The sequence below is a fragment of the Sphingobium sp. OAS761 genome (assembly GCF_024168485.1).
Taxonomy (GTDB): Bacteria; Pseudomonadota; Alphaproteobacteria; order Sphingomonadales; family Sphingomonadaceae; genus Sphingobium.
Map to the genome: position 1 here is coordinate 134,528 of NZ_JALJVY010000005.1, position 26,093 is coordinate 160,620.

Annotated in this window: 30 protein-coding genes; 14 read left to right on the plus strand and 16 right to left on the minus strand. The window is 66.1% G+C overall.

From position 1 onward, the window contains the following. Nucleotides 1-25 precede the first annotated feature (25 nt). On the plus strand, nucleotides 26-1,747 hold the full coding sequence (ggt, locus tag J3E64_RS08390; protein ID WP_253341986.1) for a gamma-glutamyltransferase: 1,722 nt from the start codon (nucleotides 26-28) through the stop codon (nucleotides 1,745-1,747). A gap of 265 nt (nucleotides 1,748-2,012) precedes the next feature. On the opposite strand, the gene J3E64_RS08395 is transcribed toward ggt, so the two are convergent. Further along, nucleotides 2,013-4,664: a M1 family metallopeptidase gene (locus J3E64_RS08395; RefSeq protein WP_253341988.1), complete on the minus strand. Its 2,652-nt coding sequence runs from the start codon at nucleotides 4,662-4,664 to the stop codon at nucleotides 2,013-2,015. 166 nt (nucleotides 4,665-4,830) lie between these two features. Continuing rightward, a complete protein-coding gene (queF, locus tag J3E64_RS08400) occupies nucleotides 4,831-5,292 on the minus strand; it encodes a preQ(1) synthase (RefSeq protein WP_253341990.1) in 462 nt (153 codons plus the stop codon). Between the two features lie 90 nt (nucleotides 5,293-5,382). Between queF and J3E64_RS08405 the strand changes: the two genes are divergently transcribed. The 6 genes from J3E64_RS08405 to J3E64_RS08430 all read left to right on the plus strand — a co-directional run bounded on the left by J3E64_RS08405 (nucleotide 5,383) and on the right by J3E64_RS08430 (nucleotide 11,637). Continuing rightward, nucleotides 5,383-6,639 (plus strand): hypothetical protein, encoded by a 1,257-nt coding sequence (locus J3E64_RS08405; RefSeq protein WP_253341992.1) that lies wholly within the window; start codon nucleotides 5,383-5,385, stop codon nucleotides 6,637-6,639. Between the two features lie 81 nt (nucleotides 6,640-6,720). Continuing rightward, complete coding sequence (sseA, locus tag J3E64_RS08410) at nucleotides 6,721-7,566, plus strand: 3-mercaptopyruvate sulfurtransferase (protein ID WP_253341994.1); 846 nt, start codon at nucleotides 6,721-6,723, stop codon at nucleotides 7,564-7,566. Further along, complete coding sequence (gene metC, locus J3E64_RS08415) at nucleotides 7,563-8,771, plus strand: cystathionine beta-lyase (RefSeq protein ID WP_253341996.1); 1,209 nt, start codon at nucleotides 7,563-7,565, stop codon at nucleotides 8,769-8,771. Before sseA ends, metC begins: the two co-directional genes overlap by 4 nt. Beyond that, on the plus strand, nucleotides 8,768-10,033 hold the full coding sequence (locus tag J3E64_RS08420) for a mechanosensitive ion channel family protein (RefSeq protein WP_253341998.1): 1,266 nt from the start codon (nucleotides 8,768-8,770) through the stop codon (nucleotides 10,031-10,033). Before metC ends, J3E64_RS08420 begins: the two co-directional genes overlap by 4 nt. 248 nt (nucleotides 10,034-10,281) lie before the next feature. Then, nucleotides 10,282-11,013, plus strand: coding sequence for a TorF family putative porin (locus J3E64_RS08425; RefSeq protein WP_253342000.1), 732 nt, complete (start codon nucleotides 10,282-10,284; stop codon nucleotides 11,011-11,013). Between the two features lie 117 nt (nucleotides 11,014-11,130). After that, nucleotides 11,131-11,637 carry a sterol desaturase family protein gene (locus J3E64_RS08430; protein WP_253342002.1) on the plus strand — a complete coding sequence of 169 codons (507 nt, stop codon included), beginning with the start codon at nucleotides 11,131-11,133 and terminating at the stop codon, nucleotides 11,635-11,637. On the opposite strand, the gene J3E64_RS08435 is transcribed toward J3E64_RS08430, so the two are convergent. From J3E64_RS08435 to J3E64_RS08485, 11 genes are all read right to left on the minus strand, one after another. Then, complete coding sequence (locus J3E64_RS08435) at nucleotides 11,621-12,115, minus strand: hypothetical protein (RefSeq protein WP_253342004.1); 495 nt, start codon at nucleotides 12,113-12,115, stop codon at nucleotides 11,621-11,623. The two genes, J3E64_RS08430 and J3E64_RS08435, sit on opposite strands and share 17 nt — an antisense overlap. Before the next feature lie 62 nt (nucleotides 12,116-12,177). Further along, nucleotides 12,178-12,585 (minus strand): SufE family protein, encoded by a 408-nt coding sequence (locus tag J3E64_RS08440; RefSeq protein WP_253342006.1) that lies wholly within the window; start codon nucleotides 12,583-12,585, stop codon nucleotides 12,178-12,180. Between the two features lie 52 nt (nucleotides 12,586-12,637). After that, complete coding sequence (locus tag J3E64_RS08445; protein WP_253342008.1) at nucleotides 12,638-12,871, minus strand: hypothetical protein; 234 nt, start codon at nucleotides 12,869-12,871, stop codon at nucleotides 12,638-12,640. A gap of 28 nt (nucleotides 12,872-12,899) precedes the next feature. Then, nucleotides 12,900-13,151: a hypothetical protein gene (locus tag J3E64_RS08450; protein WP_253342010.1), complete on the minus strand. Its 252-nt coding sequence runs from the start codon at nucleotides 13,149-13,151 to the stop codon at nucleotides 12,900-12,902. Between the two features lie 33 nt (nucleotides 13,152-13,184). Next, nucleotides 13,185-13,448 carry a hypothetical protein gene (locus tag J3E64_RS08455; protein ID WP_253342012.1) on the minus strand — a complete coding sequence of 88 codons (264 nt, stop codon included), beginning with the start codon at nucleotides 13,446-13,448 and terminating at the stop codon, nucleotides 13,185-13,187. A 24-nt stretch (nucleotides 13,449-13,472) separates the two neighbouring features. Beyond that, nucleotides 13,473-13,817, minus strand: coding sequence for a hypothetical protein (locus J3E64_RS08460; protein WP_253342014.1), 345 nt, complete (start codon nucleotides 13,815-13,817; stop codon nucleotides 13,473-13,475). Between the two features lie 24 nt (nucleotides 13,818-13,841). Then, nucleotides 13,842-14,132 (minus strand): hypothetical protein, encoded by a 291-nt coding sequence (locus tag J3E64_RS08465; protein WP_253342016.1) that lies wholly within the window; start codon nucleotides 14,130-14,132, stop codon nucleotides 13,842-13,844. Between the two features lie 36 nt (nucleotides 14,133-14,168). Continuing rightward, the gene (gene pspC, locus J3E64_RS08470; RefSeq protein ID WP_253342018.1) at nucleotides 14,169-14,543 is read right to left on the minus strand and encodes an envelope stress response membrane protein PspC; all 375 of its coding nucleotides are present in this window, start codon (nucleotides 14,541-14,543) and stop codon (nucleotides 14,169-14,171) included. A 1-nt stretch (nucleotide 14,544) separates the two neighbouring features. Next, nucleotides 14,545-14,811, minus strand: a complete 267-nt coding sequence (gene pspB, locus J3E64_RS08475) for an envelope stress response membrane protein PspB (RefSeq protein ID WP_253342020.1) — start codon at nucleotides 14,809-14,811, stop codon at nucleotides 14,545-14,547. Between the two features lie 4 nt (nucleotides 14,812-14,815). Next, nucleotides 14,816-15,484 carry a phage shock protein PspA gene (gene pspA, locus J3E64_RS08480; protein ID WP_253342022.1) on the minus strand — a complete coding sequence of 223 codons (669 nt, stop codon included), beginning with the start codon at nucleotides 15,482-15,484 and terminating at the stop codon, nucleotides 14,816-14,818. Between the two features lie 84 nt (nucleotides 15,485-15,568). After that, nucleotides 15,569-15,742 carry a hypothetical protein gene (locus tag J3E64_RS08485; RefSeq protein WP_253342024.1) on the minus strand — a complete coding sequence of 58 codons (174 nt, stop codon included), beginning with the start codon at nucleotides 15,740-15,742 and terminating at the stop codon, nucleotides 15,569-15,571. Between the two features lie 180 nt (nucleotides 15,743-15,922). On the opposite strand from J3E64_RS08485, the gene pspF reads away from it, so the two are divergent. Beyond that, a complete protein-coding gene (gene pspF, locus J3E64_RS08490; protein WP_253342026.1) occupies nucleotides 15,923-16,957 on the plus strand; it encodes a phage shock protein operon transcriptional activator in 1,035 nt (344 codons plus the stop codon). 9 nt (nucleotides 16,958-16,966) lie between these two features. On the opposite strand, the gene J3E64_RS08495 is transcribed toward pspF, so the two are convergent. Next, the gene (locus tag J3E64_RS08495) at nucleotides 16,967-17,845 is read right to left on the minus strand and encodes a 3-hydroxyacyl-CoA dehydrogenase NAD-binding domain-containing protein (protein WP_253342028.1); all 879 of its coding nucleotides are present in this window, start codon (nucleotides 17,843-17,845) and stop codon (nucleotides 16,967-16,969) included. A 176-nt stretch (nucleotides 17,846-18,021) separates the two neighbouring features. On the opposite strand from J3E64_RS08495, the gene J3E64_RS08500 reads away from it, so the two are divergent. From J3E64_RS08500 to pal, 6 genes are all read left to right on the plus strand, one after another. After that, entirely contained in the window at nucleotides 18,022-18,492 is a 471-nt protein-coding gene (locus J3E64_RS08500; RefSeq protein WP_301287186.1) for a YbgC/FadM family acyl-CoA thioesterase, read from the plus strand. Next, nucleotides 18,489-19,193 (plus strand): protein TolQ, encoded by a 705-nt coding sequence (tolQ, locus tag J3E64_RS08505; protein WP_253342047.1) that lies wholly within the window; start codon nucleotides 18,489-18,491, stop codon nucleotides 19,191-19,193. The genes J3E64_RS08500 and tolQ overlap by 4 nt, the downstream gene beginning before the upstream one ends. A 35-nt stretch (nucleotides 19,194-19,228) precedes the next feature. Then, a complete protein-coding gene (gene tolR, locus J3E64_RS08510) occupies nucleotides 19,229-19,693 on the plus strand; it encodes a protein TolR (RefSeq protein WP_253342049.1) in 465 nt (154 codons plus the stop codon). Nucleotides 19,694-19,711: 18 nt separating this feature from the next. Next, the gene (locus J3E64_RS08515) at nucleotides 19,712-20,662 is read left to right on the plus strand and encodes a cell envelope biogenesis protein TolA (RefSeq protein ID WP_253342051.1); all 951 of its coding nucleotides are present in this window, start codon (nucleotides 19,712-19,714) and stop codon (nucleotides 20,660-20,662) included. Beyond that, nucleotides 20,659-21,993, plus strand: coding sequence for a Tol-Pal system beta propeller repeat protein TolB (gene tolB / locus J3E64_RS08520; protein WP_253342053.1), 1,335 nt, complete (start codon nucleotides 20,659-20,661; stop codon nucleotides 21,991-21,993). The genes J3E64_RS08515 and tolB overlap by 4 nt, the downstream gene beginning before the upstream one ends. A gap of 121 nt (nucleotides 21,994-22,114) precedes the next feature. Next, complete coding sequence (gene pal, locus J3E64_RS08525; RefSeq protein ID WP_253342055.1) at nucleotides 22,115-22,627, plus strand: peptidoglycan-associated lipoprotein Pal; 513 nt, start codon at nucleotides 22,115-22,117, stop codon at nucleotides 22,625-22,627. Nucleotides 22,628-22,725: 98 nt separating this feature from the next. Here pal and J3E64_RS08530 read toward each other — a convergent pair whose 3' ends face one another. Beyond that, on the minus strand, nucleotides 22,726-23,028 hold the full coding sequence (locus J3E64_RS08530; protein ID WP_253342057.1) for a hypothetical protein: 303 nt from the start codon (nucleotides 23,026-23,028) through the stop codon (nucleotides 22,726-22,728). Nucleotides 23,029-23,051: 23 nt separating this feature from the next. Next, nucleotides 23,052-25,931, minus strand: a complete 2,880-nt coding sequence (locus tag J3E64_RS08535) for a pitrilysin family protein (protein WP_253342059.1) — start codon at nucleotides 25,929-25,931, stop codon at nucleotides 23,052-23,054. Between the last annotated feature and the right edge of the window lie 162 nt (nucleotides 25,932-26,093).

Below are 26,093 nucleotides of genomic sequence, written 5' to 3' on the forward strand. Positions count from 1 at the left end.
CCGTCCGCCGCCTAGGGTGCGTTTCATGACGATCCGCTTCCCGGCCCTGCTGGCCCCGCTCGCCCTCCTGTCCGCAACCGCCCTGACCGCCGCCGCCGCTACCGCGCCCGCGATGGCCCGCGAACCGATCGCGGCCAATGCCACCGTGTCGGCGGCCGACCCGCGCGCGGCGCAGGCAGGACAGGAAATATTGCGCAAGGGCGGCAGCGCCACCGACGCAGCGATCGCGATGATGCTGACGCTGGGCGTGGTCGAATCGCACAATAGCGGCATCGGCGGCGGCGGCTTCCTGGTCCATCATGACGGCGCTACCGGATTGCTGGAATCGATCGACGGGCGCGAAACGGCCCCGGCAGCCGCCCGGCCCGACCGTTTCATGGGGCCGGACGGCAAGCCCCTGCCCTTCGTCCAGGCGTGGCCGGGCGGCTATTCGGTCGGCGTGCCGGGCAATGTGCGACTCGCCTGGGACGCGCACGAGAAATGGGGCAAGCTGCCCTGGGCCGACCTGTTCCAGCCCGCGATCCGGCTGGCCGAGGACGGCTATGCACTGGGCGAACGCACCGCGACGGCGCTCGACCGGCTGAAGGACATCTGGAAGGATTTTCCCGAGATCCAGAAATATTTCTGGGTCGACGGCGCGCCGCCGCCGGTCGGCACAAGGCTCAGGAACCCGGCGCTCGCCGCACTTTACAAGAAGATCGCGGCGGAGGGACCGGATGCATTCTACACCGGAGACAATGCGCAAGCGATCGCGCAGGCGGTCACCGACGCGCCGAAAAACCCGGTGCCGATGACTATGGCCGACCTTGCCGGTTATCAGGCGAAGGAACGCAAGCCGGTTTGCGGCAAATATCGGGTCTATACCGTGTGCGGCATGGGCCCGGCGTCGGCGGGCGGCGTCACCGTGCTGGAGATACTGGGCATGGTCGAGCGTTTTCCGCTGGCCAAATGGGGCAAGGACGACCCGCGCAGCTGGCATGTCATCGGCGAGGCGATGCAGCTGGCCTATGCCGATCGCGACACGTGGCTGGGCGATCCCGATTTCGTGTCGGTGCCGGTCACCGGCATGATCGACCCCGCATATCTCCGGCGGCGGTCGGCGACGATCCGGCTGGACCGGTCCCTGCGAACCTACGAACCCGGCACGCCGCCGGGCGCGCAGCCGCGCACCGCCGCGGGACCGCAGCCCGAGGTCGGCACCAGCCATTTCGTCGCGGTGGACCGGGACGGCGACGTCGCCAGCTGGACATCCACCATCGAAAGTTTCTTCGGCAGCCAGCTGGTCGCCAACGGCGTGATCCTGAACAACGAACTGACCGATTTCAGCTTCGTGCCGGAAAAAAACGGGGCGCCGGTCGCCAACCGGGTGGAGCCGGGCAAGCGGCCCCTGTCGTCCATGTCGCCGACCATCGTCTATGACGAAAAGGGCATGCCGATCTTCACCGTAGGCGCGGCGGGCGGCCGCACCATCATCATGCAGGTGGCCAAGGCGCTGATCGCGCATTTCGACTGGGGTCTGTCGGCGCAGGATTCCATCGCCATGGGCCTTATCTATTACAACAAGGACGGGCTGGTGCTGGAAAAGGGCACCGCGCTGGAGGCGATGAAGGCCCCGCTCGAAAAGCTGGGCCACAGCGTGTCGCTCAGCCCGCTCGGCCTGAAGGCCAATGCGGCGGAACGCACGGCCGACGGCCACTGGGTCGGCGCGGCGGACCCGCGCAGCCCCGGCGTGTCTTTGCAGGAATGACCGCAGCCCGGCTTGCGGGTGTCGTGATGGTTGGACGCGGCCCCGTTGCGGACGTCGCTACCCCGTCATCCCGGGCTTGACCCGGGACCCGGCCTTTCGTCTTGAACCTTTAGGTGAGACAGGCAGCGGGATCCCGGATCAGGTCCGGGGTGACGAAAACGGAAATGACCGGGACCCATCCCGATGTTGCCGCCATCGGGCAGCCTTTTAGAGCTACAAGAGGAGATGAAAGGGCGGCCCTTGTTGCCGCCCTTTCCGTTTCCGCTTATTTTTTCGCGGCGAACCATGCGGCCAGCGGCGCCTTCACCCTGGCGCGCGTGGCGACACGGGTGCGGATCGCGGCGATGGCGCGATCGGTCACCTTGCGCGATTCCGGCGTCAGATACCGGGTCGCATAGGCATCCAGCTTGTCGGCCATGGCCGGGTCCGCCGATCCGCCGCCCAGCCGCGCGAGCGCCTGACTGCGCGCCGACACGTCGATCAGCGATTCATACTGCGCGCGATGCGCCAGCACATAATCGACCGCCAGCATCGGATGCTCGTAGCCGACCGCGCCGATGATCGCCGCGCTGGTGGTCTTGCCCGGTTCATCGGTCAGGGCGAGGTCGAGCGCCTGCTGCGCCAGCTTTTCGTCCTTCGCGCTGCCCAGCAGCGTATAGCCGGTGCTCTTTTCCAGATCGGAACTGGCGTTCTTCGCCAGAACGCGCAGCCGGTCCCAGGTCGCCTGGTCGGCATTCTTGGCGATGATGGCGAGCCAGGTGGTGCGCAGCGGCCCGTCGAGCGCCGTCGGATCCTGGGCGAGCGCGGCGAAACGGCGATTGGCCTCCGCCACCACGCCCTTGTCCCCCATATCGCCCAGCGTCGACACCAGCGCCGAGCGCAGGACCGGCACCTGCGGCCCTTCGCCCGCCTTGGCGTCGTAGCCGATCCGCGCAAGCACCGGGGTCAGTTTGGCGGAGCTGTAGGCAAGCACCCGCGCCTGCGCCGCCGGATCGCTTTCGAGCATGTCGTAGGCGCTGCCCAGATAGCCGGGCACTTCGGCCAGGACGGCGGGGCTGGCGCCGGCAGGCACCGAGTCCACCAGGTCGAACGCCAGGTCGATCGGCTGGTAACCGCCGAGCGCCAACTGGAAATTATCGGCGAGCAGGCCGGTCTGGTCGATGCTGGCGAGCTTCGTGAAATCCCTTGCCAGCGCCTTCACATTGGCGGCCGGATAGAGCGAGCGATAATAGCCGGTCTGGCCCGCGTTGACGATATAGGCGCCGCAGCCCGGCAGCGTGACGGTGCCGTTGCCCTGAAGAATGAGGCGCTGCGCATCGCCGCCCACCGTCTGCGCCTTTACCGGCACGTTCCATTTGAGCGGCGTCTTGTCCTGATGATCGCGGCTATATTCGCCCTGGCTGAGCGTCACGACGGTGTTGCCGCCACGGCACTGCGCGCTTTCCACCTTCACCAGCGGAATGCCCGGCTGGCTGGTGAAGTCGTGCGCGATCGACACCAGTCCCTGCGCGCCCGCGCCCTCCACCGCCTTCCACAGATCGTCGGTCACGGTATTTCCGTAGGCATGGGCCTTCATATAGGATTGCAGGCCGGTCTTCCACGCATCCTCGCCGGCATAGCCTTCCAGCATGGTGATGACCGCTTCGCCCTTCTGGTAGGTGATCGCGTCGAACGCCTGGTTCACCTGATCCACCGTGGTGATCTTCTGCACGACGGGATGGGTGGTGGCGAGCGAGTCGAGGCTCATCGCCGCCTCGCGCCCGTCGACGCGGGTCAGCAGCATTTCCCAGTCGGGTTGCAGCTTGTCGGTGACCTTGGTCGCCATCCAGCTGGCGAAGCCTTCGTTCAGCCACAGATCGTCCCACCAGGCCATGGTCACGAGGTCGCCGAACCACTGGTGCGCCATTTCATGCGCGACGGTTTCGTAGATGCGGCGCTTGGTGGCTTCGGAGGTGAAGCGCGGATCGACCAGCAGGGCGCGTTCGAAGGTGAAGATCGCGCCCCAATTCTCCATCGCGCTGAAGAACTGGCTCTGGCCGGGGCCGGCGACATTGTCGAGCTTTGGCAGCGGGAAAGGCGTGCCGAAATAGTCGTTATACCAGGGCAGGATGGCCGCCGACGCATCGAGCGCCAGCTGGGCCTTGCCGGTGTTGCCCTTGCCGGTGACAACGCCGACTTCGGTATTGCCCACCATCTTGGTCGCGCGATCCAGGTCGCCCAGACCGAAGAAGAGCAGATAGGACGACATTTTCGGCGAAGTGCCGAACGTCACGCGCTTGGTGCCGTTGCCCAGATCCTTCGAATCCTTCACCGGCATGTTGCCCACGGCCATTTCGCCGGCAGGCACGACGGCGCTCAGGTCGAAGGTCGCCTTGTAGCTGGGCTCGTCCCAGCTCGGCACGAAGCGACGGGCGTCGGGCGCCTCGAACTGGGTGAAGAGCGCGCGCTTCGCCGCGCCCGCATTGTCGGTATAGTCAAGCGCGAACAGCCCGTTCGCCTGCGTATTGATGATCCCCGCATAATCGACGGCAAGCGTGTAGCGGCCCGGCTGAAGCGGCGTGCCGAAATCGAAGGTCACGGTCTGCGCGTCGGCGTCGACCGTGGCCTTGCCTTTCATCGCCTTTCCCTTCGCCGGGGTCAGCGTGACCGTGCCGAAGCTGAGGTCCGCCGCATTCAGGACCAGCGCGGGCATCGCCTCGCTCACGCTGAGGTCGATCGAAGCCTTGCCGGTGAATGTGAGCTTGGGCGCGTCGGGCGTCACCTCGATACTGTAATGGCTGGGCGCGGCACCGCGGGGTAGCTGGGTGGTTATGCCCGCGGCAGGCCCGGCGGGCGCGCTGCCCTGGGCAAATGCGGGGGTCGCCAGGGCGACCGGGGCGGCCGCGATCAGCAGCGGCAGGATTTTTGCAAGGTTCATGGGATGACAGACTCCGACACGTCTTGAGGGGGCGGCATGAGATTATATCTCTGGCCCAATGAACGCGGGATCAACCGTTTCGCTGCATCGGTCAAGCGATCAGGCGGCACGGCAATGTCGTTGGTCGAAGCCTGTTGGGCGTTTGTCAAACTGTCGGCGGCGCGCGTCAGCCCCGGCCGCGATAACCCGGCACGTCCTGCGGCGGCAGCCACAGGCCCGCCGGCGGATCACCCGATTGCCAGAAGACGTCGATGGGAATGCCGCCGCGCGGATACCAGTAGCCGCCGATGCGCAGCCAGAGCGGCTTCATTTCGGCAAACAGTCGCTCGCCAATGCCCACGGTGCAATCTTCGTGAAAGGCGGCGTGATTGCGGAAGGCGCCCAGAAACAGCTTGAGCGACTTGGATTCGACGATGGTGTCGGCGGGCGCATAGTCGATCACCAGATGGGCGAAGTCGGGCTGGCCGGTGACGGGGCAGAGCGAGGTGAATTCGGGCGCGGTGAAGCGCACCAGATAGGGCTTGCCGGGACGCGGATTGGGCACATAGTCCAGCACGGCCTGTTCCGGCGATGCCGGCAGTGCGCTCGTCTGCCCCAGATGCAGCGGAGTCGTGGGAAGGTCGGTCATGCCGTGCCCATAGGCGATCGGGCGAAGCCTGTCATCGTCCCGTCTCCGTCCCCTTGCAGTCCGGGGCATCTTGTGTCTTTGGCCTTTGCCATGGGGTCCCGCCTTTTCCTGTCATCCTGCATCGCCGCCTGGCTGCTGTCCGCAACGGCGCCCGTGCTGGCGCAGCAGACCGAGCCGACGCAGAGTTCGCCGCCGGTCTTTTCGCTGCCACCGGGCAATTCTTCGCAGCCCGCGGCGCCGCAGCGCCAGGGGCCGGAACTGGACATATTCCGCAACGACACCGTTCCGGCGACGCCGCCGCCCGCGATCACGCCGACCGCGCCTGCCCGGACCGCTCCGACGCCGGTGCCGACGCCGACGCGTCCCGAGCGCGCGACACGGACCACGCCGCGCGCGGCGCCGGTCGCGCCCCCATCAACCCGCCCGGAACCAGAACCCGCGTCGGAACCCGCGCCGAACCCCGAACCGGCCGACCGCATCCCCGCACCCGACCCGGTCGATGTCGGCAATGGCGCCGGATCGGCCGAGGCCGTCAACGAAAGCGCGCCGCCGGTCGCACCCGCGCCGGAGGCAGCGCCTGTCGAACCGGCGTCGCCGGACAGGCCCTGGCTGTGGATCGCCGGCGCGCTCGCCGCACTCGCGCTGGCTGGCCTTGCCGTCATTCGGCGGCGCGGGAAGGCAGCCCCCGTTGCCCGGGGGACAACAACGCCTGCCGTCACGCCGCCACCACCGCCGCCTTCCCGGCCGCCTTCACCCCCGGCCCGACCCGCCACTCCAGCGCCGCGCGCGCCCGACCTGGCACCGGCCGCGCCGCCGACGACCCCCGGCCGCCCCTGGATCGACCTGCACATGACGGTGACGCAGGCGCGTCTTTCGGTGATGGGCCTGACCGTCGCCTATCGCCTGATCCTGCATAATCGTGGCGATGTACCGGCCGGTGACCTGCTGGTGCGCGGCGCGATCGGCAATGCGGGCGCGCGACAACAGGTCATGCTCGATGGATTCTTCAGCGGGCAGGACGGCCTGCCGCTGCATTCGCTGGTTGCCCTTGATGCAGGCGGGACCATCGCTCTCGAAGGGGAACTGCGCCTGCCCCACGACAGGATCGAGCCGGTCGCCATGGGCGAACGCGCCCTGATCGTGCCGCTGGCAGCCTTCGATGTCGCCTATCGCTGGGGCGCCGACGACGCGAAGCCCAATGGCCAGGGTCGCACCGCCCGTGCCTTCATCGTCGGGCAGGAGCAACAGCCTCCCGCCGACCGGCTCTCGCCTTTCCGGCTGGACCAGGGGCTGCGCCAATATCCCCGCCCGGCCGCGCGCGCCGCGACGGAACTGACCCCCTCCTGACCCCCTTTCCAGCGCCGCCGCCCCGTCCTAGAAGACAGGGAAGGGCGGGTCGCCGACAGGACAGGCTGGAAAAGGACGAGCATGGACATTCTGGTATCCACCGACTGGCTGGCCGATGAGCTGGACGCGCCCGACCTCGTCATCCTGGATGCCAGCCTGTTCCTGCCGGGTTCGCCGCGCGACGCGCGCGAGGAGTTCGAGACGGCCCATATTCCCGGCGCCGCCTTCCTGGACCTTTCGAACCTGGCCGATCAGGACGACCCGACGCCCGGCATGTTGCCGCCCGACGCGATGATGACGCAGCGGATGCAGGCCCTGGGCGTCAACGCCGACAGCCGGATCGTCGTCTATGACAACAGCCCGACGCACAGCGCCGCGCGCGGCTGGTGGATGATGCGGGTCTATGGTCTGGGCGCGTCGACCGCGATCCTGGACGGCGGATTGCCCAAATGGATCGCGGAAGGCCGTCCGGTAGAGGCCGGGGCAGCGACGCCCGCGCCGGGCAGCGCGATCGCCCGGCTTGACCGGGCCAGCGTGCGGACCAAGGCCGACCTGCTTGCCAATGTCGAAAGCGGCGCGGCGCAGGTGCTGGACGCGCGCGGCGCCGGCCGCTTCACGGGCGCGGAGGCCGAACCCCGCCCCAGCATGGCGTCGGGCCACATCCCCGGCAGCCGCAACATCCCCTCCTCCGCCTTCTTCCGTGCGGACAACAGCATGAAGCAGGACGACGAATTGCGACGTCTGTTCGAAGAGGCGGGTGCCGATTTCGACCGTCCGTTCATCACGACCTGCGGCAGCGGCGTTACGGCCGCGATCATCCTCGCGGGGCTGGAATTGCTCGGCAAGACCGATGTCGGCCTCTATGACGGCAGCTGGTCCGAATGGGGCTTCGACCCTGCCACGCCCAAGGCGACGGGGACGGCATGACGAAGGATGCGCGCAGGCCGCTGACCAGGCTGGCCCAGGCCGGACGACGGGCGGAATGGACCGGCATGCCGGGGCAGCCCGGCGGCATCGTCAACCCGCCGGTGTGGCGCGCGTCGACGATCCTGTACGAAAACGTCGCCCATCTGCGGAAGGCGGCGGCCAGCAGCACGCACGAACGCCTGTTCTACGGACGCAAGGGCACGCCCACCGCCTGGTCGCTGGCCGACGCGCTGACCGAGATGGAACCGGGCGCGCAGGGCACGATGCTCTTTCCCTCCGGCGTCGCGGCGATCGCCTGTTCGCTGATGGCGGTGCTCCGGCCCGGGGACCGGCTGCTGATGGTCGACAGCGCCTATGATCCCACGCGCGCCTTTTGCGAACAGCATCTGAAACCCATGGGGATCGAGACCGCCTATTATGATCCGCTCGATACCGCCGGACTCGACGCCCATCTGGCCGCCGGGCCGGTCCGCGCCATCTTTCTGGAAAGTCCCGGCAGCCTGACTTTCGAGGTGCAGGATGTTCCGGCCATCGCCCGCTGGGCCAGGGCGAACGGTGTCGTCACGCTGATGGACAACACCTGGGCGACGCCGCTGTTCTTCCCCGCACTGGCCCATGGCGTCGACATAGCGATCCTGGCCTGCACCAAATATATAGTCGGCCATTCCGACGTGATGCTGGGTTCCGCCACCGCCAATGCGGACTGGTTCGCGCGACTGCGCCAGACCGCCTATCTGTTCGGACAGATGGTCAGCCCCGACGATGCCTGGCTGGCGACGCGCGGCCTGCGGACGCTGGGCGTCCGCCTGCGCCAGCATGAGGAAGGCGCGCTGGCGGTCGCCCGATGGCTGGACAACAGGCCGGAGGTTGCCCATGTGCTGCATCCCGCCCTGCCCGGCTGCCCCGGACACGCGCATTGGGCGCGCGACTTTTCCGGATCGACCGGGCTGTTCTCCTTCATCCTGAACGGCGGCGACGACGCCGCCCGCGCCGCCTTGATCGACGGACTCGCCCATTTCGGCATCGGCTATAGCTGGGGCGGCTTCGAAAGCCTGGCCCTGCCGGTCGACCCGGCCCGATACCGCACCGCGACCCTGTGGCAGGCCGCCGGGCCGGTGATACGGTTGCAGATCGGCCTGGAGGACCCGGCCGACCTGATTGCCGACCTGGACGCGGGGCTTGCCCGGTTCCGGGCAGCGTCATGAACGGGGTGGTCCCGCCCGAACTGATCGCGCGGCTGGAACGAAGCGCGGACTGGATCGAAGGCGGGATCGCTCTGGGCGTTGCGGTCGGCCTCTACGTGCTGGCGGCCGCGCTCTCGCGCATCATCGCGAAGCGGATCGCGCCGCATTGCGTCCATCTTGGCCCGGCATTCGCACCCCACGTCCGGCCGCTGGTCCGCCATGGCCTGGCCACCCTGTTCGTCGGGATCGCGACCGCCGTGTGGCCGACCGGCACGACCGCCAACATCGTGCTGGCCTGCGTCATGGGCTTGGCGCTGGCGATGGTCGCCGCGCATCTGTTGCGCGGTGTTTCCATACCCCTGTGGGCGACGGTGCCGCTGGCCATACTGATTTTCGTCATGCTGCTGTCGGGCAGCACAGGCGGCCTCACGCCCCTGGCCCAGATGCTGGACAGCGTGGGCCTGCAACTGGGCAAAAGCCGCATCTCGCTGCTGAACGTCATTTCGGTGGCGGCCATCGGCGTCGGCCTGTTCGGCGCGGTCCGTCTTGCCAACCGGCTGCTGACACGCAGCATAGCCAATGCGCGCGGCATGGACCCGACGCAGAAGCTGCTCGCCGAAAAGCTGGCGGGCATCACCATCATCGCCGTCGCCTTCTTCTTCGGGGTCGACATATTGGGCATCGACCTGACCGCCTTCGCCGTGTTTTCCGGGGCGCTGGGGCTGGCGGTCGGCTTTGGCCTGCAAAAGACGGTCGGCAACCTGATCGCCGGCATCATCCTGCTGCTCGACCGGTCGATCAAGCCCGGTGACGTCATCGTCGTCGGCGAGAGCGTGGGATGGGTCAGCAAGATCGGCGTGCGCGCCGTCAGCGTCATCACCCGGGACGGCAAGGAACATCTGATCCCGAACGAAAACCTAATGACCCAGGAAGTCGAAAACTGGTCCTATTCCAATCGCAACGTGCGCATTCATATTCCCGTCGGCGTCGCCTATGAAAGCGACCTGCCGCTGGCGCAGAAACTGATGCTCCAGGCCGCGAACGAAAGCCCTCGCGTGCTGAAGGACCCCAAGCCAAATGTCTGGCTGACCGGATTTGGCGACAGCAGCGTCGACCATGAGATCCTGGCCTGGATTTCCGACCCGGAGGCAGGGGTGGGCAATGTGCGATCGGACGTGCTGGGCCGACTGTGGCACCTGTTCCGCGACAACGGCATCACCATTCCCTTCCCGCAACGCGTCATCCACATGGCGCCGCCGGACGAGGCGGGGAACGCGGACTGAGCTTTCCACCCGGCGGGAACCCGCAGAAGCGCTACGGCGTCCGTGGGAAATGAACGTCTCGTGCTTTGTTGCAGTCTAGCAACATAAGGGAAGTAAAAGACATGATAGAGCAATAATTCCTTGTGCGCCGCAGCGAGGAAAGGCATGGGCATAGGTGTTGAGGCAGCCGGCCCATCCCGAGCGGGGGTATCAGAGAGGCAGGCGCCTGACGCAGGCGGGACGATCGCAGAACCACCAAGGGGAAAAACATGCGTAAGTCCATTCTCGGCCTCTCGGCCATTGCTCTTGCCGCGATGTCGGCTCCGGCATTCGCCCAGGACGAGTCCAGCGATGGCATCACCATCACCGGTTCGGCCACTGTCACCTCGGACTATCGTTTCCGCGGCGTCACGCAGAATCAGGAAAATTTCGCGATTCAGGGCGGCTTCACGGTCAGCCATGAAAGCGGTTTCTATGTCAGCACCTGGGGTTCGAACATCGATTTCGGCCATGTGGGCGAAGGCAGCGCGGAAATCGACCTGATCGCGGGCTATTCGACCGAAGTCGCGTCGGGCGTGACCGTCGACGGCGGCGTTACCTACTACTGGTATCCCGGCAACGACAAGGGCACCGATTTCGACATCGTCGAGCCTTATATCTCGGTGTCGGGCGCGCTGGGCCCGGTAAATTCCAAGCTTGGCCTGGCCTATGCGCCCGACCAGGATTCGCTGGGCGGCAACAGCGCCGTCTACGTCTACAACGACAACAACATGGCGATCCCGAACACGCCCTTCACGGTCAAGACCCATCTCGGCTACGCCAAGAGCGACGGCTTCCTGGGCGGCCCGGACGGCGATCTGGTCGACTGGATGGTCGGCGTCGACACCAGCTGGAAGGCGCTGACCTTCGGTGTCGCTTATGTGAACACCGACTGGGAAGGCACGAAGAACGCCGCCGGTGCCGACGGCACGGTGGTCTTCTCGCTCACCGCGGCCTTCTGATCGAACGCCACCTCGACAAAAGGAAGGGGGCGTCGCGGCGACAAGCCGCGGCGCCCCCTTTGCAATAGGGGCTTTTCCGGCGTTACATTCCGTATCGGCGGGCTTATAGCGGCAACCATGTATCCGCTGGCGCTTCTGCTGCTGTTCATCGCTACCGTCGCCGCGATGGAAGGCTTTGCCTATGTCATGCATCGCTGGGTGATGCACGGTCCGGGCTGGTTCCTGCACGCGAGCCATCATCGCCCGCGCACCGGCCGGTGGGAAGCCAACGACCTGTATTTCGTGATCTTCGCGCTGCCGTCCATCCTGCTGCTGCTTGGCGGCGTGCAGTGGGGCTGGGGCAACTGGGCTACCGCCGCAGGTGCCGGCATCGCCGCCTATGGCGCCATATATCTGGGCTTTCACGACATCATCGTGCACCAGCGCGTACGCCATCGCTACGTCGCCCGGTCGCGCTACATGAAACGCATCGTGCAGGCCCATCGGCTGCACCACGCGGTAGAGACCAAGGCGGGTACGGTCAGCTTCGGTTTCCTTGTGGCACCCCGGCCGGACGCGTTGAAGCAAGAACTGGCGCGGCGGGGCAGGACCGGCGTTCGCGCGCCCGTCACCCTTTCAGACTGAGGCCCGCCACGTTGAAGCGGAAGGGCGCGGTCGCGTCCTTGGGGCCGACCATCAGGTCGACCTTCACCATCCTGGCGCCGGCAATGGTCTCGTAGGCCTTTTGCGAGGGCAGTATCTCGATCCCGTCCCTGGCGTCGGTCATGCGCCCCTGCCAGCGATGGGTCGCGCCGACGTCATCGGTCGCCGTCACGGCACAGGCGGACAGGTCGCACTGGAACGGCGCACCGACCAGCTTCACGGTGACGACCTTCTCCCCATTGTCCATCGGCTGCACCAGCAACACGGAAAATGTGTCGGGCGCGGTCATCGTCCGGACGCTGTTGGCGCTGCCGATATAGGCGAGCTTCGCCTTGGCGCCGGACCCGCCCTCATATTTCCAGTTCTGGCCGATTTCCTGCCGCTGCGTCGGCTGGTCCTTGCCGGCCGATCCGCATGCGGCCATGAGGCCGAGCGTTGCCAGGGTGATGATATGGCGCATGATCCTGTCCTCCTTGCGGAGGAAACAACGCGGATTGCCCCGCCGCGGTTGCGCGGCACGGATCACGCGTAGCGGGCGGCGGTGTCCCGAATGAGCGCGATCATGTTGGGTATGCCCTGGGTCCGGTTGGAACTGAGCTGATTCCGGAGATCGAAGGGGGCCAGTGCCGATTCCACGTCCGTGTCGCCGACCTGCGCCGGGCTGCGATCCTGCACCGTCATGAGCACCAGCGCGATGATGCCCTTGGTAATGGCGGCGTTGCTGTCCGCAAGGAAGTGCAGGCGTCCGTCATCCAGCATCGTGGGATAGATCCAGACCGCCGCCGAACAGCCCCGGACCAGTGTCGCGTCGGTCTTGAGCGCATCCGGCATGGGCTCCAGCGTGCGGCCAAGGTCGATCAGCAGGCGATAGCGGTCATCCGCATCAAGAAATTCATATTCGTCCCGAAGGTCGGCAAGGGCGTCGGTCATGGACGCCCATATAGATGGAAAAGCGCGCGCGGAAACCCGCCTTTCCGTCTTTTCAAAGGTCGACGCCGGCGGCGATCGCTTCCAGCTTGCGGATTCTTTCCTTGAGATCCGCGACCTCGATCCGCGCCGCAGCCGAAGGCGGCGCACTGTCCTCGCCGCGACGACCGAGTTCGGCGCGTTTGAGATCGAGCCAGCCGTCCCAGGCACGCAACGTCGCGGCGGTCAGCATCGCCAGCCCGACAAGGGCCGTTATCGCAAGGGTCAGGTAAAGATAGGGGTCCTGCATATAAGCCTCCCTGTCGCAGGAACCGCGATCAGTCGCGGTCCCGAAGTTTTTCGAATTCCCGCTCCAGCGCGGTGGAGCCGTCCGTCGCCAGCCGTTCCAGCACGGCGACCCGGTCCTTGAGCGCCTTCACCTCGGCGCGCAGCCTTTCCGTATCCGGGTCCGGACCGCGCTGAATGACATCCTCGCCCTTGTGGCGGCGAACCACACCATATTTGGCGCGGACGACGCTGGCGATGGCGGTGATCGCGACGATGGCGACGACCATTTCAAACGGATTCATAAGCTCTACTCCCTGTTCGATCCGGCAACGGCGCTAGTTGAGGGGCGCGTCGCGCAGACTGTCGATTTCATCGGCAAGGTCATGGCCGCGATCGGTGGCGATGCGTTCCAGCACGCGGATGCGCTGTTCCATGCGTTCAATCCCGGCGGCATATTGGGCCGCCTTTTCCGCGCCCAGGCTGGTCTGCGCCTCGATCTGGCGCTCCTTCATGCGGATCCACCTGACGGCAACCCGCGACAGGATCGCGACGATGGGGATCGCCATGCCCATGATAGGAAAAAAAATTCCGGCGTTCATCCGTTTTCTCCTGAAAATCGACGGTCAGTTTGCGGGGCCGCGCAGCCGTTCGATCTCGCGATTGAGCTGATGGCCTTCATCGGTGACGATGCGTTCGATCACCGCCATGCGGTCCTTCACCGAACCCAGCTCGGCGCGCAGTTGCGCATTTTCCTGATTGAGCAGCCGGATGCGCTCGACCATTTCGCCATTTTTCTGCGGATAGACCGCCTGGCCCCAGGCGCCGTCCAGCGGATAGCCGTGGCGCACGCGCAGCCAGGTGGTGAATATCCAGCCGCCGATCGCAATCAGGCCGAGCAACAGCCCGCCGCCGATGATCCACGGCAGGTTCGGAATGATCACCGCGTCGGCAATGTCGACGTTGTTCATGACAGGTCCCCTTGCTTGCCGAGATCAGCGCAGCGCGTCGATGTCGCGCGCGGTGCGGGCTGCGGGATCGGTGACGATCCGCTCCAGCACGGCGATGCGCTCCTCGAGGCGGCTGATCCGGCCGGTCAGCTTTTCGTTTTCGCTTGAAAGAAGGTCGATTTTTCGACCGGCGTCGGGATCGTTTCGATGAGCGACGCCCGACCATTCATTTTCCACCGGATAGCCATGACGGGCCCGGATCCAGGTGGTGAACATCCAGCCCAGCGTCGACATGGCGACGATGGCAATGACGAAGGAGGGGCCACCCAAATTCATGACTGCTTCTCCCTGTTATCCGCCCCGGCGCCGCTGTCAGCGCAGGCTTTCGATTTCGTCGGCCAGACGGGTGTTGCGGCTGGTATAATAGACCTCGATGTCAGCCAGGCGGCGATCGATGTCGCGGAACTTTGCCCGGACGTCGCGGGTCGAGCGTGCCGGATTGGCGCGCACGCCCTGCCAGAATTTCTCGTCGTCGCGGTCGCTGTAAAGTCCGGCAGGCTTGCTGTCGGCGATCACCCCGATCGCGAAATAGCCGAGCACCGTCCAGCCGATGATGAAGAAGGACAGGAACATGGCGACCCGGACCCAGACGACATCGATGCCGGTATAGTCCGCGATTCCTGCGCACACGCCCAGAAACTTGCCGTTCTGCTTGTCGAGGTAGAATTTGGTGCGGCGGGCGGTCATCTCAGTTCCTCCGGTCGAAATCATAATTGTCGTCTTGGGCGGGACGGGCGGGGCGGAAATCCGGGTTATCGGCGGCGACGATCCGTTCGACCGTCTGCAACCGATCCTCCAGCCGACGGGCGAGAAGGTGGAGTTCGTCCAGCAGCTTCTCATCCTCGTCGGTGATCTTGGGGGCCTGTTTCCACTTGGTGACATAGTGGAAGATCAGCCAGGGCATGCCGATGAACAGCATGCCGCAGATCATGATGGGAACCAGCACGTCTTCCATGGGATCACGCTCCCCTGTTCATGTTGGCCTTGAGCGCGGCGAGTTCGGCATCGACCTTGTCGGATGTCTTCAGCTCGGCAATCTCTTCCTCCAGCGTCTTGGGCTGCTGGCCCATGGACATCGCGTCGGCGCGGCCTTCGGCAATGTCGACGCGGCGTTCCAGCATGTCGAAGCGGGCAAAGGCCTCGTTCACCTTCTCGCCGGCATAGGCTTCGCGCACGCGCAGCCGGCTCTCGGCGCTCTGCATCCGGGTAACCAGGCTGTTCTGGCGGGCGCGGGCCTCGCGCAGCTTGGCCTGAAGCTTGGCGATGTCGGCCTCCGACGCGGCCAGCGCCTCGTCCAGCACCTCGATCTCATGGCTCAGCTGCTCGGCCATGTCGGCCGCCTTCTGCTTTTCGACCAGCGCGGCCTTTGCCAGGTCCTCGCGGTCCTTGCTCAGCGCGAGCTGCGCCTTTTCGGTCCAGCTGTCCTGCAACGCGCTCAGCTTCGCGATATGGCGGCGCATTTCCTTCTGATCGGCGATCGTCCGGGCCGCGGAGGCACGCACCTCGACCAGCGTCTCTTCCATTTCGAGGATGATCATGCGGATCATCTTCGCCGGATCTTCCGCCTTGTCGAGCAGGTCGGTGACGTTGGCGGCGATGATGTCGCGGGTGCGGGAGAAAATACCCATGTGACTACTCCTGGTCTTTCTGTCTTGTTGGATGCCGGGGCGGGCAAGAGGGGGCGGCCCGCCCCGGCCGGGGGTTCGCGGACCCTACGCCAGATAGCGCATGGCCGCGGGGCTGTCTTTCGCCGCGAGTATCGGGGCTTCGCTGGCGCGGGCCGGTCCGACCGCCGAAAGGATCATGGTCGATCCGAACAGCACGGCGGCGATGGCAACCGACATCAGCTGGCCCGCTTCGCGCACGTTGCTGGTCTGCTTTTCCATGGTCTAACTCCCTGAATTCTGGCCTTCGAAACTTCCGCTGTGGCGCGGATTGCCCGTAGCTTTGCAGGGGGCGTGCCAATTTCTAAAATTGGCGGATTTCCGTCATTTTTCTTTCAGCTGAGAGCCGTGTGCCGATATTTCCGTTGCCAAAGGGTGGGAAATTTCACCATAAGTTGGCGCATGGAGAAAAACACCCAATTTGTCGGGCAGTCGTTCGCCTTTCTCGACGCGGTCGAACAGGCCGGGCGTGCCGCCGAACTCAACCGGCCGGTGCTGGTGATCGGCGAAAGGGGCACTGGCAAGGAACTGATCGCCGAGCGGCTCCATCACCTGTCCCCGCGATGGGGCGAGCCCCTGATCGTCATGAATTGCGCCGCGCTGCCCGAAACGCTGATCGAGGCGGAACTGTTCGGTCATGAACAGGGCGCCTTCACTGGCGCTACCAAGACGCGCCCGGGCCGGTTCGAGGAGGCGGACGGCGGCACATTGTTCCTGGACGAGCTGGGCACCCTGTCGATGGCGGCGCAGGAAAGGCTGTTGCGCGTGATCGAGTATGGCGAAGTGACGCGGATCGGCGCCTCGCGGCCGCTGCGTGTCGACGTGCGCATCGTCGCGGCCACCAACGAGGATCTGCCCGCCGCCGCCGAAACCGGCCGCTTTCGCCCTGACCTGCTGGACAGGCTGAGCTTCGAGGTCATCACCCTGCCCCCGCTGCGCGCGCGCGAAGGCGATGTCGCCGTGCTGGCCGATCATTTCGGGCGGCGCATGGCGGCGGAGATCAACTGGCCGCAATGGCCCGGTTTCACCGCCGCCTGCGCGGCCGAACTGGAAGGCCATAGCTGGCCCGGCAATGTCCGCGAGTTGCGCAATGTGGTGGAACGGGCGGTCTACCGCTGGGACGAACCGGGCCGTCCGATCAGCCGCATCACCTTCGACCCCTTTGCCTCTCCCTGGAAACCGCGCCCGTTGATGCAAATGGCCACGGCGAGAGAAGCCGGAGCAGCCGCCTCCCCCCCGCCTCCTTCACCGCAGGCGCCGGCAGGTCAGGAGGCGGTCACCGACCTCAAGTCCGCGGTCGACGCTTATGAGGCCGCGATCGTGGGCAGCGCGCTGGAGCGGTATCGCTACAACCAGCGTGCCACGGCGAAGGGGCTGGGCCTGTCCTATGACCAGTTGCGCCACTGCATGAAGAAACATGGGCTCAGCGCTGGCTGAAGCGGACGATCAGCGGGTCGGCACCGGCTGCGGACCCGAATAGTCGTAGAAGCCGCGCCCCGTTTTGCGGCCGTACCAGCCCGCCTCGACATATTTGACGAGCAGCGGAGCCGGGCGATATTTGGGATCGCCGGTGGTCGTAAGGAACACGTTGAGAATTTCCAGCGCCGTGTCGAGACCGACGAAATCGAGCAGGGCCAGCGGCCCCATCGGATGGTTCAGGCCCAGCATGCATCCCTGGTCGATGTCGGTCACGCTGCCCACGCCCTCGCCCAGCACGAACACCGCCTCGTTCAGCATCGGCAGCAGGATGCGGTTGACGACGAAGCCCGGCGCATCGAACGCATGGACCACCGTCTTGCCGATCTTCTGCGCATAGGCTTCCATCGCGGCGACGGTTTCCGGCGTGGTCGCCAGGCCGCGAATGATTTCCACCAGCACCATGAGCGGCACCGGGTTGAAGAAGTGAATGCCGATGAAGCGGCCGGCATCGGGCGCCGCCTGCGCCAGGCGGGTGATCGGGATCGAGGACGTGTTGGTGGCCAGGATCGCATCGGCGGCAAGCACTGTGCCGAGGTTGGTGAAGATCGCGCGCTTGACCTCCTCGCGCTCGGTCGCTGCCTCGATCACCAGTTGCGCCGCGGCCAGCGGAGCGACCTCCCCCACGGAGGTGATGCGGCCCAGTACAGCATCGGCGTCGGCCTGCGTCATCTTTTCCTTCTCGACCGCGCGTGCCAGCAATTTTGCGATGCCGGCCTTGCCCTTTTCCGCACGCGGCAGGTCGATGTCGGACAGGATGACGTCATAGCCGGCCTGGGCCGAGACTTGCGCGATGCCGATGCCCATCTGCCCCGCGCCGATCACGCCAACTGTGCGAATGTCCGTCATCACCTCGTCTCCCTGAAGAATCATCGGCCGGCCATAGCGCCGCATCCCGCGCCGGGCCAGTACCCCCGCCCGCCAAACGGCGCGGGCGCCGAACCGAGCCGTTCACCGGGGCGGTTCGCCGGGATCGCGCAATTTCCCGCTTTGCGCTCGGCCCGCGCCATGGTTAAAAGCCGCCCATGCCCTCCGCTGATCTGATGCCCGCGCCGGCGACCGGACGCTTCGTCGCCGCCGTGCATCATTTCCCGCTACGCATCTATTTCGAGGATACCGACCTGTCGGGCCTCGTCTATCACGCCAATTATCTGCGCTACATGGAGCGCGCGCGGTCGGACATGCTGCGCATCGCCGGCATCGACCAGCGCGCCAGCCACGAAGGCGACGAAGGTGTCTATGCGGTCACCGACGTGGCGATCCGCTACCGCCGCCCCGCGCGACTGGACGACGACCTGATGGTGGTCAGCCGGGTCACCGGCGTGCGCGCCGCCAGTTGCGCGATTCACCAATCCGTCAGGCGCGACGGCGAGGAATTGACCGACGCCACCGTCACCGTCGCCTGGCTGACGCCGCAGGGCCGTCCGCAACGCCAGCCCAAGGCCTGGACCGACATTTTCACCCGCCTTTACCAAGGGGAAGACATCCACCCATGACCCTGAACCTGCCGGTCGGCGCGATGACCGACGCCGCGACCATTTCCCCGCTGGCCCTGTTCCTTCAGGCCGACGTTGTCGTCAAACTGGTGATGATCGGCCTGCTGCTCGCCAGCATCTGGACCTGGGCGATGATCATCGGATTCAGCTTCACCCTGCGCAAGGCCAGCAGGCAGAGCCGCGTGTTCGAGGCGGATTTTTGGAAGGCGGACGACATCGACCGCTTCTACGAGGCCCGGGGCAAGGCGGATTTTCCGGCCGCGAAGGTGATGGCATCGGGCGTCACCGAATGGCGCCGGTCGACCGCCCAGCGCGTCGTCGACCGGGAAGGCACGCGCGACCGCCTGTCCACCGCCATGTCGAGCACGATCGCGGGCGAGGTCGACCGATTGTCCGACCGGCTGAACATATTGGCGACCATCGGGTCGGTCGCGCCCTTCGTCGGCCTGTTCGGAACGGTGTGGGGCATCATGCGCGCCTTCACCTCCATCGCGGCGGAACAGAATAGCTCGCTCGCCGTCGTGGCGCCGGGCATTGCCGAGGCGCTGTTCGCGACCGCCATAGGCCTGTTCGCCGCCATTCCCGCCGTGATCGCCTACAATCGCTTCAGCCATGGCATCAATCGGCTGGAATCGGGCCTGTCCCGCTTCGCCGACGGCTTTTACGCGACATTGAGCCGCGAACTGGAGGCCCAGCGATGATCCCGCGCATGGATGCCAGCGGGGGGACGCGCTAGATGGCGATGTCCGGCCCCCCCTCGTCCCGCCGCGGTCGCGGGCGCGCGCCGATGGCGGACATCAACGTCACGCCGTTGGTCGACGTCATGCTGGTGCTGCTCATCATCTTCATGGTGACGGCCCCGCTGCTGGTAACGGGCGTGCCGGTGAAGCTGCCGGAAACCCGTGCCAAGGGGCTGGACCAGGATGCCAAGCCGACCATCGTGTCGATCGACCGCGACGGCGGCATCTTTGTCGACGACGATCAGGTAAGCGACGCCGACCTGCCCGACCGGCTGGCGGAAATCGTTTCCGCCAATGCGGGCAAGGACGAACCGCCGCAAATCTTCCTGCGGGCCGATACCGCGCTGGATTATGGCCGGGTGATGCGGGTGATGGGCGAACTCAACCGGGCCGGGCTGAACCGCGTGTCGCTGGTCAGCACGGGCCAGGGCGACGGGCCAGACAGCGACGGTTCAGAATAGGGGCCATAGGTCGACCATATGGAGCGCGCGGAAAAGATAGGCCTGGGCGTCGCCACGGCAGGGCATGTCCTGCTGTTCGGCCTGCTGTCGGCCGGATTTCTGGCGACGCCGAACCCGCTGAAACTCAATTCGCCGCCGATGGAAGTCAACCTGGTCGACGAGGTGGCGCTGAAATCCATGGCGCCGCGCATTTCCACCCAGCCGCCCCCGCCCAGCGTCGCGCCGGAGCGCGGGCCGACGGAAGATGCCGCGCCTGCCCCCGAACCCGCGCCGCAGCCGGAACCCACGCCCGCACCGCCCGAGCCGGTTCCTGTGCCCGAACCGGCCCGCAAGCCTGTGCCCGACAAGCCGAAGGAAAAGCCGGCGCCCGCCAGGAAAGAGGCGGCGAAGAAGCCCGCCAAGGCCAAACCCGCTCCGGAAAAGCCGGCCGCCAAGGCAAAGCCGGCACCGGAAAAGCCGAAGGCCAGCGCCGCCAAATCGAGCCAATCGACGGCGAAGGCCAAGCCCGCCGCGCCCGCCAAGGCATCCGGCGCCGGCAAGGCAGACAAGCCCAAGGGATCCTTGCTGGGCAAGGATTTCCTGAAGGGCATCGACACCAGCGCGGACGCCCCGCGCAAGGCCGCGCCGCCGCCGGCCGCCGCAATGGGACCAGCGCAAAAATCCGCGCTCGATGCCGAGATACGCCGCCAGCTCAAACCCCATTGGCGACCGCCTTCGGGAGCCGACGCCGACCAGCTCGTGACCCTGCTGGAGGTGCGGCTGGACAAGAATGGCGCGCTGGTGGGCACGCCCCAGGTGATCGACCAGCTCGGCGTCACGGCCAGCAACCGTCCGCAGGCCAAGCTCCACGCGGAACGCGCGATCCAGGCGGTGAAGCTGGCCGCACCGTTCCGCAATCTGCCGCCCGAATATTATGACCAATGGAAATGGCTCCGGCCACTCCGCTTTGACGCGAGGCTGAACCGATGAAGACCACATTCCTGCGCCGCTTGTCCCTGGCGACCGCCGCGCTTGCCACTTTCCTGTCCGCGCCCGCCATGGCCCAGCTGTCGGTGGACGTGACCGGCGAGATCGACAGCAACCTGAAGATCGCCGTGCCCCCGATGCCCGCGCAGCAGGAGGTGAACACACCCGCTGGCGGCGCGACCGAACTGGGGCGCAAGATCGCCGAGGTGATCGCCGCCGACCTAAAGGGTTCGGGCCTGTTCGATCCGTCCGGACCCGGCGGCCTGCCTGCCATTCCCTTTCCCGAGGTCACCTTTCCCCAGTTCGACAAATGGGGCGCCTATCAGGCGCTGGTGCAGGGGTTCGTGCGCACGACCGGGGGAGAGGCGGACATCACCGTGGGCTGCTATCTCTACGACGTCGCGCTGAAACAGGAACTGACGCGGCAGGGCTATGTGGTCGCCCCGCGCGACTGGCGCCGCGCCGCGCATAAATGCGCCGATGCCATCTACGCGCGCCTGTCGGGCGAAAGCCCCTTCTTCGACAGCCGCATCGCCTATATCGCCGAAAGCGGCCCCAAGGGGAACCGGACCAAGCGGCTGGCCATCATGGATTCGGACGGTGCCAACCACCGTTTCATCACCAACGGCCAGTCGCTCGCGCTCACTCCGCGCTTCTCGCCCGATTATAAATCGATCGTCTATGTGAGCTATCTGGGCAGCCGGGTGCGCATCTATGTGTATGATATCGGCACCGGGCAGCAAAGGCTGGTGACGGAAAGCAACAACCCGACCTTTGCCCCGCGCTGGTCGCCCGATGGACGCACCATCCTGTTTTCCATGGCGGTGGCGGGCAATACCGACATTTATCGCGTGGCCGTGGGCGGTGGACAGCCGGTCCGGCTCACCACGTCGCCGGGGATCGACGTGGGCGGCAGCTATTCGCCCGACGGCCGCCAGATCGTGTTCGAAAGCGACCGGTCGGGCGGGCAGCAGATCTACGTCATGAACGCCGACGGTTCCGGCCAGCGCCGCATCAGCCATGGCGGCGGACGCTATGCCACGCCCGAATGGAGCCCGCGCGGCGACCTGATCGCCTTCACCAAATTGTCGGGCGACTTCAAGATCGCCGTGATGACGCCCAATGGCGACAATGAACGCATCCTGACCAACGGATGGCAGGATGAGCAGCCGACCTGGTCCCCCAACGGCCGCGTGCTGCAATTCTTCCGCACCTCGCCGGGCAAACAGGGCAGCAGCCAAGTGTGGCAGGTCGACCTGACCGGCGTCAACGAACGCCGTATCCCGACGCCGCTCAGCGGTTCAGACCCCGCGTGGGGACCCCTTCTGCCGTAAGTTTCCGCGCGATCGTCGGATCGCGCGGAACCCTATCGTCTTGACAGCGTAACGAACTTCACGAACCATGCCCGTGCAAAGATACGGGCCGCCGTCGATACCCCTTCAAGGAGACCTTGCGATGAAATTGTCCCGGACTCTGATCGTGGCCACCGCCGTCGTCGCGCTTGCCGCCTGCTCGAAGAAGCCGCCGGCCGAGCTGCCCCCCGCGCCCGGCCCGTCGACCTCGACCGGCACGACCGGCCCCGTCACATCGAGCGGCCCGATAAAGGGCAGCCAGGAGGATTTCCTGGCGTCCGTGTCGTCGGACCGGATCTTCTTCGATCTCGACCAATATGACATCGATGCGCAGGATCAGCAGACCTTGCAGAGCCAGGCCGCCTGGCTGCAGCAGAACCCGTCTGTCCGCGTGACGATCGAGGGCCATGCGGACGAGCGCGGCACCCGCGACTATAATATCGCGCTGGGCGAGCGCCGCGCCAATGCTGCCAAAAACTATCTGGCGTCGCTGGGTATCGACCCCGGCCGCATCACCACCGTCAGCTACGGCAAGGAACGCCCCGCCGCTCTTGGCTCGGACGAGGCGGCCTGGGCCCAGAACCGCCGCGCGGTGACCGTCACCATCCAGTATTGATCCGCGTCGATCCTGTGAAAAAGCCCGCCGGCAAGGATACCGGCGGGCCTTTTTTTGATCGTCCGGGGCCGGCGCGCGCTCGGCGCCAGCGCCGCAGGTCAGGCGCGCCGCGTACCCGAGAATGCCGAAGCGCCGAACGCGCCGAGCTGCATCGTCCCGGTGATCGAATCGCCCGCTACACTCGCCTCGCATTCCAGCGTCATCGGCATGGGCATGGTCATTTCCATCTTCCACGTCAGCGTGTCGCCGGCGACCTTGCCGTCGACCACGTCAAGCGACCCCATCATGCCGGCGAAGGTGCCGTTGAAGCGATCGCCGCTGCTGACGACCGTGAACACGCCCTTCTGGTCGCCCATCGGCGTCTTGGCCACGCAATCATAAGCGCCATCCACTGAAGCCATATCCATTCTCCTTTACGTGTCCGTCAATCAGCGAGTGTGCCCATTTCCACGGGCAGCCCCACCGCGTCAAGCTGCGGCCGCACCAGCTTCGCGTCGCCCACCACGACCCAGATCAGCCGGTCGGGGTTGATCGCTTCGCGCGCAGCCTTGTCGAAATCCGCCGCAGTCATCGCCCGATAGACGTTGGGCAACGTCTCGTAATAATCGTCGGGCCGGCCGATCAGGCTGTTGCGCATCATCGCGCCGAGCAGTTCCGAGGAGGTTTCGAAGCTGCCGGGAAGCGACAGGATCTGGCTGTTGATGGTCTGGTCGCGCTCGGCCTGTGTGGTGCCCTTGCTCGTCAGGTAATCGCGAATGTCCTGCCGCGCCGCGATGATCGATTCACCCGTCTTGTCGGTCTGGACCGGCGCGTACACCAGCAGGGGAATGGTTTCCCGCACGCCGGGCAATGCGGTGCCCGCGCCATAGGCCCATCCCTTGGTTTCGCGCAGGTCCATCGTCAGGCGCGAGGTCGTGCTGCCGCCCAGCACTTCGTTGGCGGTGAGCAGCGTGACGGGATTGTCGGTTCCTGCCTTCGTCGTCAGCAAGCCGCCCAGGATCAGCGATTGCGGACTTTGCGGCTTGTCGATCAGGATGATCCGCGACGGGCGCATCATCCGGTCCATGCGGAAGACCTTGGCACCCTTGGCGATCGCCGGCGCCTTCCAGTCGCCGAAGCGCTTTTCGAGCAGCGGGAGCAACTCGGCCAAGCTGGTATCGCCGGTGACGAAGATGGTGGCATTGTCGGGCCGCAGCCATGTGTCGTGGAACCGGACGAGATCGGCGCGCGTGACCGCCTTCACCCCCGTTTCGCTGCCCGACCCGGTGAAGGGGATGCCATAGGGATGCGCCTGACCATAAAGGAGCGGCGGCAGCATGCGCTGCGCGATCGCCATCGGTTCGGTCTTTTCGGCGGCGATGCGGGTCAGCACCTGTCCGCGCAGGCGCTCTACCTCGGCCGGCGCGAAGGCGGGATTGCGGATCACGTCCGCCATCAGCCCGAGCGAGGCGTCGAGATTGGGCTTGAGCGCGAACAGGCCCACGGTGGTGCGGTCCATGCTGTTGCCGGCGCTGATCGACGCGCCCAGCCTTTCCTGTTCCTCCGCGATCTGCACCGACGACCGGGTGGTCGTCCCTTCATCCAGCAACGCGGCGGCAAGGCCGGCGGTGCCCAGCTTCGCCTTGTCGTCGGCGGCGTTGCCCGCGTCGAAGGCGACGGAGATGCGCACGGTCGGCACAGCATCGCGATGCGCCAGGACGACGGGTATCCCGTTCTTCAGGGTCGCATGTTCGACGTCGGGGAAATCCAGGTCCTTGACCGGCTCGATCGGCGGCTCGGCGATCTTGGCCGGCGTCGCCGCCGCAGGCGCGGGCGCGTCCGGGTTGCGGAAGAATGCGGGCCGGTGCGCGGCCCCGCCCGCCGTCGCATTGCCCGCCAGCGCATTGTCCGCCGCGGACCGCTCGCCCGGCGCGACGGTCAGGCGCAATACCGGGCGGCCAAGCCATTTGCGCGCCGCCGCAGCCACGCTGTCGGGGGTCGCACTGGCATATACCGCCAGGTCCTTCTTATATTTGCCCGGATCGTCCGAATAGACCGCGCCTTCGGCCAGGGTCACGGCCTTGCCCGAAAAGCCGCCGACCTTTTCCAGCCCCGAAATCGTGCCCGATGCCTGCCGGGTGGCGGCGCGCAGCACTTCGTCGGCCGTCGGCCCCTTCGCAAGGAAGTCGGCGAGCAGGGCATCGAGCCGCTTGCCCACGGCCACGGGATCTGCGCCGGGCTTCACATCGACGGTGATTTCCGCGATCGACAGCTTTTCGAACGGCTGGATACTGGCCTTTACCCCCACAGCGACTTTTTCGTTGCGCACCAGCGCGTTATCGAGCCGGGATGAACCGAGGCCGCCGAACACCGTCAGCGCAAGGTCGAGTTGCTGCAAATCCGCCGAATTGACCCCCGGCACGATCCAGTTGCGATAGAGGCGCGTGGCGGCGACATTGTCGTGCATCGTCACGTCCGCGTCCCCGGGCAGCGTCGGGACGGTGGCGTCGACATCTTGCGGGGCCGGACCGGCGGGAATGTTGCCGAACCATTTTTCGACCTTCGCCTTTGCCGTCGGCACGTCGATGTCGCCCGCAAGCACCAGCACGGCGTTGTTCGGGCCATAATGCGTCTTGAACCAGGTCTGGACGTCGGCCAGGCTGGCGCCGTTCAGATCCGCCATCGATCCGATGGTGGAATGGCGATAGGGATGGCCTTCGGGCAACAGCGCGGCAAGCTGCGCATATTCGACCAGCCCATAGGGCTCATTCTCGCCCATGCGCTTTTCATTCTGCACGACGCCCCGCTGGGTATCGAGCTTCACCTGGGTCACAGCACCCAGCAGATGGCCCATGCGGTCCGATTCCAGAAACAGCGCGCGGTCGAGCGCCCCGGTGGGCACGGTTTCGAAATAATTGGTGCGGTCGAACCAGGTCGTCCCGTTCCAGTCGGTCGCGCCGATGTCCTCCAGCCGCCCGAAAAAGGGTCCGTCGGCATTTTCCGACCCGTAGAACATCAGATGTTCGAACAGATGGGCAAAACCCGTCTTGCCCGCCGGTTCGAACCGGGACCCGACATGATACCAGACGGACACGGCCACGACCGGCGCCTTGCGATCCGTGTGGACAATCACGCGCAGGCCGTTGGGCAACCGGAATTCCTCATAGGGAATGTCGACCTTCGCCACGAGGCTGGACAAGGGCGCGGGCGCGACATCCGCGACGGGGGCGACGGTTCTGGCCATCGCCTGCGCCATCGGCGTCAGCGCGAGTGCGGACAGGCCGACGAGCAGGGACAGGCGGCGGGACATCGGGGAAAGGGTCATGCGGGAGCCTCGGGGCAGGAGCGGGTGGACCAAGCGGCAGAGGGGGACGGCCGCGATCGCCATACCATAGCGGGGCGTGATAGCGGCGCAATACGCTTAGTGCTGGACAGGGCCGGGGGCGCGCGGCAATTCTGGCTTCATCCTCCTCAGTCGGAAAGCATC

Coding starts and splice junctions, on each gene's coding strand:
- J3E64_RS08460 (WP_253342014.1), bottom strand. CDS start 13,817: ATGAACAACGTCGACATTGCCGACGCGGTGATCATTCCGAACCTGCCG.
- J3E64_RS08420 (WP_253341998.1), top strand. CDS start 8,768: ATGAACGGGGTGGTCCCGCCCGAACTGATCGCGCGGCTGGAACGAAGC.
- pspB (WP_253342020.1), bottom strand. CDS start 14,811: ATGGAAGACGTGCTGGTTCCCATCATGATCTGCGGCATGCTGTTCATC.
- pal (WP_253342055.1), top strand. CDS start 22,115: ATGAAATTGTCCCGGACTCTGATCGTGGCCACCGCCGTCGTCGCGCTT.
- pspC (WP_253342018.1), bottom strand. CDS start 14,543: ATGACCGCCCGCCGCACCAAATTCTACCTCGACAAGCAGAACGGCAAG.
- queF (WP_253341990.1), bottom strand. CDS start 5,292: ATGACCGACCTTCCCACGACTCCGCTGCATCTGGGGCAGACGAGCGCA.
- J3E64_RS08500 (WP_301287186.1), top strand. CDS start 18,022: ATGCCCTCCGCTGATCTGATGCCCGCGCCGGCGACCGGACGCTTCGTC.
- J3E64_RS08435 (WP_253342004.1), bottom strand. CDS start 12,115: ATGCGCCATATCATCACCCTGGCAACGCTCGGCCTCATGGCCGCATGC.
- J3E64_RS08425 (WP_253342000.1), top strand. CDS start 10,282: ATGCGTAAGTCCATTCTCGGCCTCTCGGCCATTGCTCTTGCCGCGATG.
- J3E64_RS08405 (WP_253341992.1), top strand. CDS start 5,383: ATGGGGTCCCGCCTTTTCCTGTCATCCTGCATCGCCGCCTGGCTGCTG.
- J3E64_RS08430 (WP_253342002.1), top strand. CDS start 11,131: ATGTATCCGCTGGCGCTTCTGCTGCTGTTCATCGCTACCGTCGCCGCG.
- pspA (WP_253342022.1), bottom strand. CDS start 15,484: ATGGGTATTTTCTCCCGCACCCGCGACATCATCGCCGCCAACGTCACC.
- J3E64_RS08440 (WP_253342006.1), bottom strand. CDS start 12,585: ATGACCGACGCCCTTGCCGACCTTCGGGACGAATATGAATTTCTTGAT.
- J3E64_RS08535 (WP_253342059.1), bottom strand. CDS start 25,931: ATGACCCTTTCCCCGATGTCCCGCCGCCTGTCCCTGCTCGTCGGCCTG.
- J3E64_RS08445 (WP_253342008.1), bottom strand. CDS start 12,871: ATGCAGGACCCCTATCTTTACCTGACCCTTGCGATAACGGCCCTTGTC.
- J3E64_RS08530 (WP_253342057.1), bottom strand. CDS start 23,028: ATGGCTTCAGTGGATGGCGCTTATGATTGCGTGGCCAAGACGCCGATG.
- tolR (WP_253342049.1), top strand. CDS start 19,229: ATGGCGATGTCCGGCCCCCCCTCGTCCCGCCGCGGTCGCGGGCGCGCG.
- sseA (WP_253341994.1), top strand. CDS start 6,721: ATGGACATTCTGGTATCCACCGACTGGCTGGCCGATGAGCTGGACGCG.
- J3E64_RS08455 (WP_253342012.1), bottom strand. CDS start 13,448: ATGAACGCCGGAATTTTTTTTCCTATCATGGGCATGGCGATCCCCATC.
- J3E64_RS08395 (WP_253341988.1), bottom strand. CDS start 4,664: ATGAACCTTGCAAAAATCCTGCCGCTGCTGATCGCGGCCGCCCCGGTC.
- J3E64_RS08495 (WP_253342028.1), bottom strand. CDS start 17,845: ATGACGGACATTCGCACAGTTGGCGTGATCGGCGCGGGGCAGATGGGC.
- J3E64_RS08465 (WP_253342016.1), bottom strand. CDS start 14,132: ATGAATTTGGGTGGCCCCTCCTTCGTCATTGCCATCGTCGCCATGTCG.
- J3E64_RS08485 (WP_253342024.1), bottom strand. CDS start 15,742: ATGGAAAAGCAGACCAGCAACGTGCGCGAAGCGGGCCAGCTGATGTCG.
- metC (WP_253341996.1), top strand. CDS start 7,563: ATGACGAAGGATGCGCGCAGGCCGCTGACCAGGCTGGCCCAGGCCGGA.
- tolQ (WP_253342047.1), top strand. CDS start 18,489: ATGACCCTGAACCTGCCGGTCGGCGCGATGACCGACGCCGCGACCATT.
- J3E64_RS08450 (WP_253342010.1), bottom strand. CDS start 13,151: ATGAATCCGTTTGAAATGGTCGTCGCCATCGTCGCGATCACCGCCATC.
- pspF (WP_253342026.1), top strand. CDS start 15,923: ATGGAGAAAAACACCCAATTTGTCGGGCAGTCGTTCGCCTTTCTCGAC.
- J3E64_RS08515 (WP_253342051.1), top strand. CDS start 19,712: ATGGAGCGCGCGGAAAAGATAGGCCTGGGCGTCGCCACGGCAGGGCAT.
- tolB (WP_253342053.1), top strand. CDS start 20,659: ATGAAGACCACATTCCTGCGCCGCTTGTCCCTGGCGACCGCCGCGCTT.
- ggt (WP_253341986.1), top strand. CDS start 26: ATGACGATCCGCTTCCCGGCCCTGCTGGCCCCGCTCGCCCTCCTGTCC.